Source organism: Gordoniibacillus kamchatkensis, from assembly GCF_000829455.1.
GTDB classification, from domain to species: domain Bacteria; phylum Bacillota; class Bacilli; order Paenibacillales; family NBRC-103111; genus Gordoniibacillus; species Gordoniibacillus kamchatkensis.
The window spans coordinates 22743-37225 of sequence record NZ_JXAK01000011.1; the positions used below are offsets into that span (position 1 = coordinate 22743).

Consider the following 14483-nt stretch of genomic DNA (forward strand, 5'->3'; position numbering starts at 1 on the left):
TTAATGTCCTCCCTTTTTGTCTGTCGTATAGTCGCGCTTCCGCGGCGGAATGAGCGAGACGTCGATATCCTCGTACGAGATTTGCGGGCCGTCCGGCGTCCATTTCGCTTTGGTCGTTTTCATGAAGTTCTCGTCGTCGCGCTCCGGGAATTCCGGTTTGTAGTGGGCGCCGCGGCTTTCGTTGCGGAGCAGCGCGCCGAGCGTCATCGCTTCGGCCAGCTCGAACATGTTCCACAGCTGGCGCGTGAACGGCGCCGCCTGATTGTTCCATTTGGCCGAGTCGTTGATGTTGATGCTGCCGTAACGCTGCTTCAGCTCTTTGATTTTGTCGAGCGTTTCCTGCAGCTTTTTGTTCGTGCGGACGACGGTCATGTTGTTCGTCATCCACTCGCCGAGCTCTTTATGCAGCACGTAGGCGTTCTCCGTACCGTTCATTTTCAGAATGCGGTCGTATTTCTCGCTGTGGCGCTTCACTTCCGCGTCGAATACCGTAGACGAAACGTCCTCCGCGCTCTTCTTGAGACCCTTGATGTACTCGACCGATTTCGGTCCGGCCACCATCCCGTCGAAAATCGCCGACACGAGCGAGTTCGCACCGAGACGGTTCGCGCCGTGGTGCTGGTACTCGCATTCGCCGGCGCCGAACAGGCCGGGAATGTTCGTCATCATGTTGTAGTCGACCCACATGCCGCCCATCGAGTAGTGCACGGCCGGGAAAATTTTCATCGGAATTTTGCGCGGATCGTCGCCCATGAACTTCTCGTAAATCTCGATAATGCCGCCGAGCTTGACGTCCAGCTCGTGCGGATCTTTATGCGACAAGTCGAGATATACCATGTTCTCGCCGTTAATGCCGAGCTTCATATCGACGCACACGTGGAAAATTTCGCGCGTCGCGATGTCCCGCGGCACCAGGTTGCCGTACGCCGGATATTTTTCCTCGAGGAAGTACCACGGCTTGCCGTCTTTGTACGTCCAGATGCGTCCGCCCTCGCCGCGCGCCGACTCGGACATGAGCCGCAGCTTGTCGTCGCCGGGAATCGCCGTCGGGTGAATCTGGATGAACTCGCCGTTCGCATAGTAGACGCCTTGCTGGTACACGGCGCTCGCTGCCGTACCGGTGTTGATGACCGAGTTCGTCGTTTTGCCGAAAATGATGCCGGGTCCGCCGGTCGCCAAAATGACGGCATCAGCCGGGAACGATTTGATTTCCATCGAACGCAAATCTTGCGCCACGATGCCGCGGCATACGCCTTCGTCGTCGGTGACGACGCCGAGGAACTCCCAGTGTTCGAACTTCGTCACGAGCCCCGCCGTCTCCCAGCGGCGCACTTGCTCGTCGAGCGCGTACAGCAGCTGCTGGCCGGTCGTCGCTCCGGCGAACGCGGTGCGGTGATGCTTCGTGCCGCCGAAGCGGCGGAAGTCGAGCAGGCCTTCCGGCGTGCGGTTGAACATAACGCCCATCCGGTCCATCAGGTGAATGATGCCGGGGGCCGCTTCGCACAGCGCTTTTACCGGAGGCTGGTTGGCGAGGAAGTCCCCGCCGTAGACCGTATCGTCAAAATGCTCCCACGGCGAGTCGCCCTCGCCCTTCGTGTTCACGGCGCCGTTGATGCCGCCTTGCGCGCACACGGAGTGGGAACGCTTTACAGGCACTAAAGAGAACAGCTGGACGTGAACTCCGGCTTCCGCGACTTTGATCGTCGACATGAGCCCGGCCAATCCACCGCCAACTATAATTACTTTGGAATTCGCCATCGATGCTCACTCCCCGCTTATTTGAATTTGATGTTCGATGTGTCTTGGAAGGACGGATCCGTAAACGCGGTCAAGGAAAGAATAAACATGATCGTCATGATCACGAAAACGGCCATCCACACGTAAGTGGAAACGCGCTGCGCGCGAGGTCCGACCGTTACGCCCCACGATACGAGGAACGACCACATGCCGTTGCTGAAATGGAACGTGGCGGCGATGACGCCGATGACGTACAGGGCGAAGTAAACCGGTTGCGTCGCGATTCCGTGCATGAGCGGCCCGAGCGTCGTTTCCGTCACGTGGCCGAGCGTCACCTGGAACCGCGTATTGAAGAAGTGCCATGCGACGAACAGGAACGTGATGACGCCGGTGAAGCGCTGCAGCCGGAACATCCAGTTGCGGAAATAGCCGAAGTTGCTCGTGTTGTTGCGCGCCGTGTAAGCGACGTACAAGCCGTAGACGGCATGGTAAAGCAGCGGCAGCCAAATAAAGAAAATTTCCAGGCCGAGCACGAGCGGCAAGCTATGAATCCACTGCACCTGGTCGACGAAGCCTTGCTGACCTTCCTTGAACGCAGTGTAGTTGGTCAGCAAGTGCTCGATCAGGAACAAGCCGACCGGAATTACCCCGAGCAGCGAATGCAGCTTGCGGTAGTAATACGAGTTGACGGACATAATTCGCAGGTCCCCCCTTAACAAAATAGACAACTTTCACCTTTTTTCCCCATGCGAAAACCATGTTCCATTGTACTGCCGCAGCTTGGCAGCGTCAATCTAGAACATTAGCATGCCCAATTGGCGAAAAATGTGAATAACTAATGACATATACATCCTACTCTTTTCTCGCTTATAATGGAAGTGCCGATTTTGTATAATTCGTTATAACAATTTTGTATATAGGGGCGCAAAGCGATGGAGGACCTGGACATTTTCGCAACCGTTGTCGAGCAGGAAAGCTTGAATAAAGCGTCGGCGCTGTTAAATTTGTCTCAGCCGGCGCTGTCGCGCAAAATCATGAAGCTGGAAGAGGAGCTCGGCGTGCAGCTGTTCGAGCGGCGCGGCAAACGTCTCGCGTTGACGCGGGCCGGAGAGCTGTGCTACGAGCATGCGCTCGAATTCCGCAGCCTGACGCGCAAATTTCAGCAGGCGCTGCGTGAATTCACAAAGGTCGGAAAAATCACGACGCTGACGGTGGGAGCCTCGTTGACGACTTTACAGTCGACGTTGCCCGAGCTGATCACGGCGTATACGGCCCGCTATCCGGCTACCGACCTGAAAGCGTTGACCGGTAAAACGCACGAGATCGTCACGCTCGTCAAAGAGCGCAAAGTCGATCTCGGCGTCGTGGCGTCGTCGATAGCGGTGCCGGGTCTGAAGTGCGAGCCGCTGTTCGACGACCATCTGTGCCTCGTATTGCCGCACGGCCATCCTTATCTCGATAAGCAGGAGCTGCAAGTGACCGATCTGAACGATCTGTCGATGATTTTGTTCTCGAAAGGAACGTGGTACCGGGTGCTTACGGACGAGTTGTTCCACCGCTTCGCCATTTTTCCCGACGTCAAAATGGAGATCGATTCGTTCGAGGCGATCATTCGGCTTGTGGCCACTTGCCGCACGGCGACGCTGCTGCCGAACTCGTATTTGGGCGACAGGCTGATCGGCCTTAACGAGCTGCAGGTTCGGGATATCCCGGAGCTAAAGCAGACGACGCGGACGACGTCGCTGATCTATAGCGACGACGCAGCGGTGAGCGAGGCGGCACGGGAATTCGTCGAGGTGGCGAAGCGGCAATATCGGCGCGGGCAAGACGAATAGACGCGGCAGGGCGGACATGGTATACTGTTTCCATATATAGGGTTGAAGCATGCTGCTGATCCGGGTGACGGACGGCAGCATGCGTCGTTATAAGGGGATCGATAAGGATTTTCATTATCTATAAAGGAGTGATCAGACATGGAATCGGGACAGGTTCGGAAGCTGCATGAGGGTGAGAAAGCTGCTGGGAGGGAAGATCACAAGGAGGAGCATTTTGCCGCGCCGGAGCTCATTCGCGACATCGTCATCGGAATGGCCGACGGGCTGACCGTTCCGTTCGCGCTGGCCGCCGGCTTGTCGGGCTCGCTCTCGAACACGAGCCTCGTCGTCGTAGCGGGGCTGGCGGAGATCGCCGCCGGCTCGATCGCCATGGGGCTGGGCGGCTATTTGGCGGCCCGCACCGACCGCGAGCATTACGTCGCCGAGCTGGAGCGCGAACGGCGCGAGGTTGACGAGGTGCCCGAGCGCGAGAAGGAGGAAGTGGCGGACGTGCTGCGCAGCTGGAACTTGCCGGAGCACGTCGTCGACGAAGCCGTCGAAGCGATCAGCAGCGACAAAGACGTGTGGGTCGATTTCATGATGAAGCACGAGCTCGGTCTCGAGGAGCCGGACCCGAGCCGGGCGCGCAACAGCTCGCTCACGATCGGGTTGTCGTACATCGCCGGCGGCATCGTGCCGCTGTTTCCGTACATCGTCTGGAGCTCGCCGAACACCGCCCTCGCCGTTTCCGTCGTCGTCACGCTGCTGGCGCTGTTCGTGTTCGGTCTGGTCAAGGGCCATTTCACCGGCGTCTCCCGCTGGAAAAGCGCCTGGCAAACCGTACTCGTCGGCGGACTCGCAGCGGCCGCGGCGTTCCTGCTGGCAAAATGGATTTCCTAAGCTTCGAGGCACCCCCGGCTTATGGCAAAAAGCGGAATGCAGCCTGCTTGATCGCAGCTGCATTCCGCTTTTTCGCTTCGGCGCATGCCGCGCCGTTATGCCGCGGGAAATGCGCGCATGCCGGGAAAGCTCCCTAACCGGCTATCCCTGCAAATGCAGCTCCACGGACAATTCCGGATAAGCGGCTCTGATCGCCTCCAGCTTCGCTTCGATTACAGGCGCGCTGGGCGCTTCCTGGAACAGCTCCGGATCCGGCAGCACCGTAATCGTCATCCCCGTTTCCGAAGTGACTCCGACGGTTTGCAATTCGGATTGGGGAATGCCGTGCCGGTATTCCTGCCGGCTGATGCGCCCGTCGCGCCGAATTTCCACCGTGAGCCGCTGCGCCATCGCGTTTACTACCGCGACGCTGATTCCCTTCTCTGCGCCAGGCACCCAATACGGCTCACTCAAATCGCTCCGCCCGAGTTCCGTGAGCACCGCTTGCAGCTGCGGCTTTTCACCCGCGTTCAGCGCCGCAGTCGGAATCCCCCTGCCGTTGTCCGATACGGTAAAAGAGCCGTCCGCATGCAGGAATATGTCGATCCGGCTGCCATAGCCGGCCCGATGCTCCAATACGGAGTTTTCCAGCAGCTCCCATAGCAGCGCATGCGGATCGTAACCTTGCTCCGTGCCGAAATAAGCGCCGGCCTCGCCTCTTGCTTGGGCCATATCCATATAAGCCGCCGTTTCCTTCAAATCGCCTGCCGCCGCGAGCAGCAGCAGCACGGGCAAAGCTCGATTGTCCGGGACGAAATAAGCCCCGCCGCGTTCCTCCTGACGCAGCAGATCTGCGCCCAGCAGCGCCTTCAAATGATGGTACAGCTGGCCTGTCGTTCCCATATTCAGCTTCTCGATGAGCTGCGGTCCCGTCAGCTTCTCGCGCAGCACGCACTTTAAAATGTCCAGTCGCTGCTGGTGGCCGAGCGCGGCAAGCACTTTTGCCGCTTCGCCGGTATCGCCGGCGAGAAGCTTGTCGACGCCTCGCACTTGCGGTTCCCACCGAATGCGGTTGAACTCGCCGTGAAAACGGCCGGAATAATGAAGCTCGCCGAGCTCGCCGTACGGATCGTGCCGATCGTGCGGGCCGCGCGGACCGTGTCTCTCGTCTCGCTCATGCCGGTCGTGACGGTCGTGCCGGCCGCGAGGACCGTGCGGGCGGTGCGAATCATGCTGTCCCCATGAGCCGGACGAACGGTACGGGTCGTCTGAACCATGCAGGTCACGTGCGTCTTCATCGTGTCGGCCACGCGGGCTGCCTGAGCCGCGCGGTCCATCCGGACTGCGCCGGCCGTACGAGCTATGTCGGTCGTGCTGTCTGTGCCGCTCGCGCGGGCTATGCCGCCCATCCTGACCGTCCGGGCTATGCGAGTCTTGCAGCCTCTCCTGGCCGGTCGAGTGCGGGTCGTCTCGTTCCATCGAGCCGGTTTGGCTTGCGGCTAACTGTTCCACAATCGTCTTTAACCGATCCAGCTCGGCAATAATTCGGGCCATATCCTCATTCGAGGAATGTGTCAAGGCAACCACTCCTTATCATGTATTTACGTAATTACGTAATTTCATTATAATTTAGGATGCAAAATTTGTAAATAAGCAACCGGCTGTCCGACGCAAATTAAATTCGAATGGCGCGACAAAAAAAAGAAAGCCCCGAATCGGACTTTCTTTTCCTTTGAACGATCAGTACTTTTAGCTGCTGAAGGCCTTTCAGTTCGGAAGGAACTCGCCTCTAAAGGCACTTCTTACTCCCGGCTACTCCTCGTGCCCGGCATCGCCGCGCATTTCCACGCCGAGCTTGCGGGCAACGTAGCCGGTCGTGCTGGCCTGCAGCAAAATTGTAAGCAGCACGGCCATGAACGTTACAGCCGAGATCACATCCTTGTGCCCGACACCGGCCATGCCGGCGATCATACCGCTAGCGCCGCGGGAATGACGCCCGTTTCCCGCACCCAGCACATGAACAGCAGCTCCCGCCACGTCCAGCCCGCTCTGCGGTCCGGTCCGGCGCACAAAAACACGGTCAGCGGGCGGGCGATCAGCATGAAGACGGCGATGACTCCCACACTCGCCCAGAAATGAGCGCCGATAACGCCCAGCTGCACCTGGCTGCCGAGCAAAATGAAAATGAGCATCCGCATCAGCACCGTCACGTTGTCGGTGAAATGCCCCATTTCCTGCAGCTGATCGTTCATGTTCATCTTGAACGTCTCCGCGTTGCCCCAAATGAGTCCGGCGACGAACGTTGCCATAAAGCCGCTCACGTGCAGCCAATCGCCGGCCAGGTAAGCGCCTAGCGCAGTGACAACCATGGCGATCGTCGCGTAGTCGCGCAGAAAGCCGAGCTTCAGGTGCGCCGTCGCATAGGTGAGCGCGAATCCGATCACACAGCCAACCGCCACGCCCCCGAGCGCCGTCCGCGCAAAGTCCGCCACCCCGCTCCCGAGCGAGAACGTTCCTCCGCCGACGACGAGGCCGAGCACCGAAAACGTCAAAATCGAACCCGTGGCGTCGTTGAACGCCGACTCGCTCTCCACCGTCTCCCGCACTTTGGTTCGGATGCGCACCTGCTTGAACACCGGAATCAGCGTCGCCGGATCGGTCGAAGCGATGATCGAGCCGAGCAGCGCCGCATACAGCCACGGCAGCTGCAACAGCCAATGGGCCGCGGCAGCGACGGCCGCGCACGTTATCAGCACGCCCGGCACGCTGAGCAGCGATACCGAAATCCACACTTTGCCGAGCCCGGACAGCCTAATATTGCGGCCGCCGTCGAACAAAATAATCGTCGAGCCGAGAGTCAGAATCAATTGATTCGTCATCGACCCGCTTTCCACATGAATCAGATGAAGTCCCGGCCCAAGCGCCATGCCGAGGGCGAGATACAACGCCACGTCGGGCAGCTTTAGCGCCGCAGAGAGCTTGCCTGCCAGCATCCCGAGGCCGAACACGAGGATGAGCAGAAAAAGTATGCTGTGCAGCGCTTCCGTCATTAGCGGTTAACCTCTTTCTCGAACGACTCGACCTGGCTGTTCGTACCGATCACGACCATCACGTCGCCTTCGCTCAAAATGTCGTCGGCCACCGGCGCAATAAGCACCTTCTTCTGCTTGTTGATGGCGACGACCGAGCAGCCGAAGCGGGCGCGCAGGTCGAGCTCCTTCAGCGTCTTGCCGCTCAAATGCTTAGGCACGGTGAGCTCCACCAGCGTATATTCCGGCGACAGATCGATGAAGTCGAGCAGGTTCGGCGATACGAGCTGGTGCGCGACGCGTATGCCCATATCCCGCTCCGGGTAAATGATCCGGTCGACGCCGATTTTCGCCAGCACTTTGCCGTGCAGCTCCGACATCGCCTTCGCCACGACTTGCTTCACACCCAAATCTTTGAGCAAAATCGCCGTCATAATGCTGGCCTGAATATCGTCCCCGATCGCGACGACCGCACAGTCGAAGTTGCGGATGCCGAGCGATTTTAACACGTCTTCCTCGACCGTATCGGCGACGACGGCATGCGTCAGCTTATCCGCCAATGCCTCGACCGCTTCCTCGTCCTTGTCGATGCCGAGCACTTCATAGCCGAGATTCATCAATTCCTTGGCAAGCGAACCGCCGAAGCGGCCGAGCCCGATGACTGCATATTGCGCGGCTTTCATCTGTGGTCTCTCCTATCCGATTGTGATTTTGCCTTCCGGGAACCGGTACAAATCTTTCTCAGGCTTCGGCTGCAACGCGTATGCGAGCGTCAGCGGCCCGAGCCGGCCGGCGAACATCATGAGCACGATCATGATGCGGCCGAACGTCGTCAGATCGGGCGTGAGCCCCATCGTCAGGCCGACAGTGCCGAAAGCCGACGTTGTCTCGAACAATATCATCAAAAACTGATGCGGCTCCGTCGTGGAAAGCACCATGGAGACGAAGACAACGAGCACCAGCGCAATCATGGTCATCGTAATTGCCTTCAGGATACGGTTCTGGCCGAGCCGGTGGCGGAACAGCACAATGTCCTCCTTGCCGCGGATCATCGCCACCATGGCGCCGACCAGCGTCGTGAACGTCGTCGTTTTGATGCCGCCGCCCGTCGAGCCCGGGGAAGCCCCGATGAACATCAAAATAATCGTGAAAAATTGCGTGGCCTGCCGCATTCCCCCGATATCGAGCGTATTCGCTCCGGCCGTACGCGGCGTGACCGATTGGAACAGCGCGGACAAGATTTTGGCATGCAGGGGGAGCGGTCCCATCGTGCGCGGATTCGAATATTCGAAAATAAAGATCACGAGCGCCCCAGCCACGATGAGGAAAGCCGTCATGCTCAGAACGACTTTGGAATGAAGCGAAAGTTTGCGGCATTTGGGATAATCCCGCACCTCCGCCAGCACCACGAAACCGAGTCCGCCCAGGACGATGAGCGCCATGGCGACGAAGTTCACGACGAAATCGCCGGCGTATCCGGTGAGGCTGGTGAACGGCGTGCCGGTGATCCTTCCGAACAAATCGAAGCCGGCATTATTGAAAAAGGAAATGGCGTGAAAAATGCCGTAATAGATCGCTTGCCCGACCGGCATATCGAACGACCAGCGGATCGCAAAGATCAGGGCAGCCACTCCTTCGATCGTGAGCGAATAGACGATGACTTTGCGGAACAGCCGCACGATGCCTTCCATCGAACCGTGATTCAGCGCCTCCTGCAGCAGCAGCCGCTCCTTCAAGGAAATGCGCTTTCCGGTCAGGAAGAAGATGAGCGTCGCCATGCTCATAAAGCCGAGACCGCCGACCTGGATAAGAGTAATGATGACCAGTTGTCCGAAAATGCTGTAATGCAGGCTCGTATCCACCACGACCAAACCGGTGACGCACGTAGCCGAAGTGCTCGTAAAGAGCGCGTCCACAAACGGCGTGCCGCGTCCGTCGGCCGACGCTATCGGCAACGTCAAGAGCACCGCGCCGCATAAAATAATGGCGGCAAAGCCGAGCACCAATATTTGCGGCGGCGTCAGTGAAAAGAGGCGCATTTTTTTGGGCACGTAAGATTTCCTCCTTGGGCAAATGAACCCGACTTGCGCTGCGCTTTGTCCGGCAAGTCGCAGCGCAGCGCTAACGACGGCCGGCTCCCGAAATGAGAAGAAACGGCCATGGCCGTTCTTTCCAGGCAGCCCCTCCGTTTCTCACACGGAATCAGCCTAAGTATAGGCGCAGCTTATACTTGCTAATGGAGCAAAAAAAAGGACACTGGAAGCCCCAATGCCGTCGACAGGTTCCCGTGTGCAGCCTACGAGGTTAGCTGACGGGTTCGGGCACACCGGCTGCCCTAGCCGCCTTCGCGCCGTTCGAGAATGGCTCTCGCCCGGCAATCCGGCAACATTCACCCCTACAAACATGGTTCCCCCGTTTTCCTTCGGAAATTCGGCTTTTTATGCAATTGCTTTGAATTATAGCCCCATTTTCCGTGCAGCACAAAGTCGGCCTGACGCGATTGAGTAGCGATTTGCGAGACTAGAGCCGAGGCGGGGAACCTGACACCCGAGTTTTCGTGCGAAACGGACCGTTTTCCTAGCTTTTCCTTCCATTTACACGAAAATTGAGCGGCCGGTGCGTGCGAACAATTGGCGTCCTCTCCCGGACTATGATACTTTATGGATAACGACTGGGATCGGGGGAATCGGAAGCATGAGGCTGAGCTTGAACCTTCCGCTGCTATGGCTGGCGCTGATCGGCATCACATTGTACGCGGGGGTCAACATCATCGCCGGCAAAATCGATCCGGAGGCTCACGCAGCGGCGGACGGCAGGCGGACGGCGACCAAACAAGCTGCGGCGGAAGCTGCGCTTGCTTTTGCCAAGGAGCGCTTCGGTTTGAGTCCGGCCGCCGGTACGTTTGTGACGTACGAAACGTACAAGCTGCGCAGCAGTTATCTCGAGCGATACGGACTCGCTGCGCAATACGACAAAAAGTTCGGAAAAGACTACCCGCTCGAGTATTTCACAGTGGAGCTGCGGGGAAAGCAGGAAAGCTCGGCAGCCCACTGGTTTGTCGACGTCGATATGTCAGGGCGCCGCGTGCTCGGTTGGAGCGAGGGCGCAGATGCGGCGCGGCAGCGCCCGGCCAAAGTTGACCTCGCCAAAGCGGAAGCTGCAGCCTTGCGCACGCTTCGGGACCGCGGCTACGACCCGGCCCTGTTCACCCCGGTGCGCGCGCCGCAAGATCCGGATACGAGGTTTACGTTCGAGAGCAAAACGGACCGCGTAGGGGAGGCGAAGCTGCAGCTGCAGATCGATGCGGACGAGACGAGGGCATTCGGCTTCGCCTCCGTTTTCGTTATTCCGCTGGAGCATGTCCATTGGATGGAGAACCAGGACCGACAAGCTTCGATCATGACCTGGATAAGTCTCGGCTTCATGCTTCTTATGGCAGCGGCCGGATTCATTTACGCGGTGCTGTACCGCAAGCACGTCTCATTCGGGCGGGGCGTCGTGCTGACGCTCGTTTACGCCGCATTTTACTGCCTCAACAACTTGAACATGCTGCCTGCGCTCAAAGCCGGACAGGGAAGTGGCGCCTCGACGCAGGATACGATCATTAACGTAATGTTCGTCAACTTTGTCACACTGCTCATGGCCATCGGCGTGTATATCTCCTACGTATCGGGTATGGAGCTGTGGCGGCGCGTCGGCTGGAACCCTTGGCCGCGCTGGCGCGAAGCGCGGTTCGGCGCGGACGTATGGCATTCGATGGGGCGCGGTTACTTGCTGTGCCTGTTCGTCCTCGGCGTGCAGCAGCTGCTTTTTTTCGCAGCGATGTACGGCTTCCGCGTATGGACGGTCAGCGACGCTTCCGATTCGCCGTACAATATGCTGGTGCCGGGCCTTTTTCCGCTGCTTGCCTGGTGTGCCGCCATTTCCGAAGAATCGACGTTTCGCCTGTTCGGCATCGCCTTCTTCGCCCGTATCGTGCGTTGGCGGTTCGCCGCCGTGCTGCTGCCCAGCATCGTCTGGGCCGCCATTCATACGCAATACCCGATTTATCCCGTGTACACGCGGCTGATCGAGGTAACGATACTCGGCCTCATTCTCGGCTACGCTTTTTTGAAGTACGGGTTTATGACCGTGCTGTTCGCCCATGCGTCGATGGACAGCCTGCTGATGGGCTTCGACCTGCTCTCCCTGCAAAATGCCGCGGACGCCGCCCTCGGCATCCTCTACATGGCCGCACCGCTGCTCGTCGGCACTTTGCTTGCCTGGCTGCACGGCCGCTCGCGCCGGCGCTCCGCTCCGCTTGCCGGCTGACGGTCGTTTGCGGCGGGCGGCCCGGTGCGTCGGGGTGCTGGCAGTTCCTTATTGCCGATCAGCAGGAAATAACGGAACGGCGTTCCGTTATTTCTGCTTTTGCCAAGAGTTTGCGAGACAATAACGGAACGCTGTTCCGCTAAAGTTGGTAATCAAGCCGAATTTCGCTCTGTTTGCCATCAAAACGCCTGAATAACGCACCGCTCTTCCGCTATTTTGGGGAAATACCGGGAAATACAGCGGTTAGCGGAACACAGTTCCGTTAACGCTGCAGGCGGGTTCATGCCACCGATAAAAAAGGGCAAGGCCGCTCATACGCAGCCTTGCCCTTATTGGTTGCACTCTTTTCTCGAAAGGGAGGTGTCCGCTTGGTCTCCAGCTGCATCAGTCGGCCTCATTCCAAGCGTAACCGTATGCCCCGCAGCTCTCATCTACATCTCCGGCGGCCAGCCGCATTCAGTCCATGTAGTCGTTGCTCGCCGACTCGGTTCCAGCAGCTGCATCAGTCAGCCTCATTCCAAGCGTATCCGTACGCCTGCCCCTCTCACTCACATCACCAAAAGCCGGCCGCATTCATCCCCCGTAATCGATGCCTGCCGCCTCGGTTGCATCAGCATCCGCACCCGTCTCGACACCGTCCGCATCCGCCTCGTCCGCATCCGCCTCATCCGCCTCCGGACCGCGCAGCGCTGCGAGAATGTCGCGCGCCAGCTTGTCGCCGATGCCGATGCCGCGAAAATCGTCGACCGTCGCCTCGCGCATCCGCTTGATCGAGCCGAAATGTTTCAGCACCAGCTTCCGCCGTTTCTCGCCGATGCCCGGAATGGCGTCGAGCTGCGACGCGACCATCGACTTCGCCCTCGTCTCGCGGTGGAACGTGATCGCGAACCGGTGCACCTCTTCCTGAATGCGCTGCAGCAAGTAAAATTCCTGCGAATCGCGGCGCAGCGGCACGACCTCCGGCGGATCGCCGGTCATCAGCATCGCCGTCTTATGCTTCGCGTCTTTGACGAGGCCGCATACCGGGACGAAAAGCCCAAGCTCGTTCTCCAGCACGTCGATGGCGGCGGAAATTTGCCCTTTGCCGCCGTCGACGACGATCAAGTCGGGCGGGGTCAAGCTTTCCTTGAGCACCCGCTCGTAGCGGCGGCGAATCACTTCGCGCATCGTCTCGTAGTCGTCCGGCCCTTGCACGGTACGTACCTTGTACTTGCGGTACTCTTTTTTGTCCGGCTTGCCGTCCGTGAATACAACCATCGCCGATACCGGGTCGGACCCTTGGATGTTCGAGTTGTCGAACGCCTCGATGCGCCGCACCGGCCCGATCCCGAGCCATTCGCCGAGCGCCTCGACGGCTTTCACCGTGCGTCCCTCGTCCCGCTCCAGCATGCGGAACTTCTCCTCGAGCGCGACTCTGGCGTTATCGCGTGCCATTTGCAGCATCTGCTTCTTGAGGCCGCGCTGCGGAAAATGCACCTTTACTTTCAGCCAGCTCTCCAGCGCCTGCTTCACATCGCGGTCGTCCGCGGTCTGCACCGTCTCGTCGGCTCCGCCGCCGGGTTCGGCGGCAAACGCCGCAGCGGCTTCGGCCACGATCGGTGCCGTTTCGGCCGCATCCGGCTGAGGCGCTCCCCCGGGAGCGGCCGAAATCGCACCGCCAGCGGCGGCGCCAGCAGTCCCATCGCCGGCGCTGCCTACGGCAGTATCGCTTCCAGCACCGTCCGTGCCTTTTCCGGCCGCAGCCGGATTCGCCTCGGCTGCGGAGCTCGGCAGCAGCACCTCTTTCGGCAAAGCCGGATTTTCGCTGTAATACTGCGTCACGAACGACATGAAGTCCTCATATTCGTCCCCGTAAAACGGGAACAGCGTGACGTGGCGCTCGATCATTTTGCCCGAGCGCATATACAAAATCTGTACACACATCCAGCCTTTATCGACCGCATAACCGAACACGTCGCGGTCGACGGCGTCGGTCGTGTTGATTTTCTGCTTCTCCATGACGGCGTCGATGTGCTGGATCTGGTCGCGCAGCTCTTTCGCCCGCTCGAAGTTGAGCTCCTCCGCGGCGGCCAGCATCCGCTCCTCCAACTCGTCGCGAATGTCGCCGTGCCCTCCGTTCAAAAAGCGCACGATCTCTTCGACCATCTGCTCGTTTTGCTGCTTCGTCACTTCGTACTCGCACGGCGCGAGGCATTGCCCGAGGTGGTAGTACAAGCACACTTTATCCGGCAGCGTCCTGCATTTGCGCAGCGGGTACAGCCGGTCCAGCAGCTTTTTCGTCTGCTGCGCCGCGAACGCGTTCGGATACGGCCCGAAATATTTGCCCCTGTCCTTAATGACCCGCCGCGTCACTTCGAGCCGAGGATGCTCCTCGTGCGTGATTTTGATATACGGGAACGATTTGTCGTCCTTGAGCAGCACGTTGTAGCGCGGATGATGCTGCTTGATCAAGTTGCACTCCAGAATGAGCGCTTCCATGTTGGACGCGGTCACGATATATTCGAAGTCGGCGATTTCCATGACGAGCCGCTGCGTCTTGGCGCCGTGGCTGCCCGTAAAATACGAACGGACGCGGTTTTTGAGCACTTTCGCCTTGCCGACGTAAATGATCGTGCCTTCGCGGTTTTTCATCAAATAGCAGCCGGGCTTATCCGGCAACAGCGCCAGCTTGCTGCGAATCAATTCGGAATGTTGTTTCGATGCCACCGCATTT

Annotated in this window: 12 protein-coding genes and 1 riboswitch; of the genes, 3 read left to right on the forward strand and 9 right to left on the reverse strand. The window is 59.0% G+C overall.

The window, feature by feature from the left end; all coding sequences use genetic code 11:
- Together sdhA and SD70_RS08130 are read right to left on the reverse strand one after the other, a co-directional pair.
- Complete coding sequence (gene sdhA, locus SD70_RS08125) at nucleotides 1-1758, reverse strand: succinate dehydrogenase flavoprotein subunit (RefSeq protein WP_041047108.1); 1758 nt, start codon at nucleotides 1756-1758, stop codon at nucleotides 1-3.
- Between the two features lie 17 nt (nucleotides 1759-1775).
- Entirely contained in the window at nucleotides 1776-2432 is a 657-nt protein-coding gene (locus SD70_RS08130; RefSeq protein ID WP_041047110.1) for a succinate dehydrogenase cytochrome b558 subunit, read from the reverse strand.
- Between the two features lie 237 nt (nucleotides 2433-2669).
- On the opposite strand from SD70_RS08130, the gene SD70_RS08135 reads away from it, so the two are divergent.
- Together SD70_RS08135 and SD70_RS08140 are read left to right on the forward strand one after the other, a co-directional pair.
- Nucleotides 2670-3572, forward strand: a complete 903-nt coding sequence (locus SD70_RS08135; protein ID WP_041047111.1) for a LysR family transcriptional regulator — start codon at nucleotides 2670-2672, stop codon at nucleotides 3570-3572.
- Nucleotides 3573-3710: 138 nt separating this feature from the next.
- Complete coding sequence (locus tag SD70_RS08140; protein ID WP_052487177.1) at nucleotides 3711-4451, forward strand: VIT1/CCC1 transporter family protein; 741 nt, start codon at nucleotides 3711-3713, stop codon at nucleotides 4449-4451.
- Between the two features lie 141 nt (nucleotides 4452-4592).
- On the opposite strand, the gene SD70_RS33020 is transcribed toward SD70_RS08140, so the two are convergent.
- The 6 genes from SD70_RS33020 to SD70_RS08160 all read right to left on the reverse strand — a co-directional run bounded on the left by SD70_RS33020 (nucleotide 4593) and on the right by SD70_RS08160 (nucleotide 9498).
- A complete protein-coding gene (locus tag SD70_RS33020; RefSeq protein WP_231571109.1) occupies nucleotides 4593-5480 on the reverse strand; it encodes an ATP-binding protein in 888 nt (295 codons plus the stop codon).
- Nucleotides 5387-5839, reverse strand: a complete 453-nt coding sequence (locus SD70_RS37760) for a hypothetical protein (RefSeq protein WP_231571110.1) — start codon at nucleotides 5837-5839, stop codon at nucleotides 5387-5389. The genes SD70_RS33020 and SD70_RS37760 overlap by 94 nt, the downstream gene beginning before the upstream one ends.
- 403 nt (nucleotides 5840-6242) lie before the next feature.
- Nucleotides 6243-6401 carry a hypothetical protein gene (locus SD70_RS39725; protein WP_331436741.1) on the reverse strand — a complete coding sequence of 53 codons (159 nt, stop codon included), beginning with the start codon at nucleotides 6399-6401 and terminating at the stop codon, nucleotides 6243-6245.
- Nucleotides 6398-7480: a cation:proton antiporter gene (locus SD70_RS08150; RefSeq protein ID WP_331436742.1), complete on the reverse strand. Its 1083-nt coding sequence runs from the start codon at nucleotides 7478-7480 to the stop codon at nucleotides 6398-6400. The genes SD70_RS39725 and SD70_RS08150 overlap by 4 nt, the downstream gene beginning before the upstream one ends.
- Nucleotides 7480-8142, reverse strand: a complete 663-nt coding sequence (locus SD70_RS08155) for a potassium channel family protein (RefSeq protein ID WP_041047112.1) — start codon at nucleotides 8140-8142, stop codon at nucleotides 7480-7482. The genes SD70_RS08150 and SD70_RS08155 overlap by 1 nt, the downstream gene beginning before the upstream one ends.
- A 12-nt stretch (nucleotides 8143-8154) precedes the next feature.
- Nucleotides 8155-9498: a TrkH family potassium uptake protein gene (locus SD70_RS08160; protein WP_082053223.1), complete on the reverse strand. Its 1344-nt coding sequence runs from the start codon at nucleotides 9496-9498 to the stop codon at nucleotides 8155-8157.
- Between the two features lie 239 nt (nucleotides 9499-9737).
- Nucleotides 9738-9905, reverse strand: a riboswitch (cyclic di-AMP (ydaO/yuaA leader).
- 248 nt (nucleotides 9906-10153) lie between these two features.
- Here SD70_RS08160 and SD70_RS08165 point away from each other — a divergent pair.
- On the forward strand, nucleotides 10154-11770 hold the full coding sequence (locus SD70_RS08165; RefSeq protein WP_041047114.1) for a CPBP family intramembrane glutamic endopeptidase: 1617 nt from the start codon (nucleotides 10154-10156) through the stop codon (nucleotides 11768-11770).
- Nucleotides 11771-12343: 573 nt separating this feature from the next.
- On the opposite strand, the gene uvrC is transcribed toward SD70_RS08165, so the two are convergent.
- The gene (gene uvrC, locus SD70_RS08170) at nucleotides 12344-14476 is read right to left on the reverse strand and encodes an excinuclease ABC subunit UvrC (protein WP_052487179.1); all 2133 of its coding nucleotides are present in this window, start codon (nucleotides 14474-14476) and stop codon (nucleotides 12344-12346) included.
- Nucleotides 14477-14483: the final 7 nt, after the last annotated feature.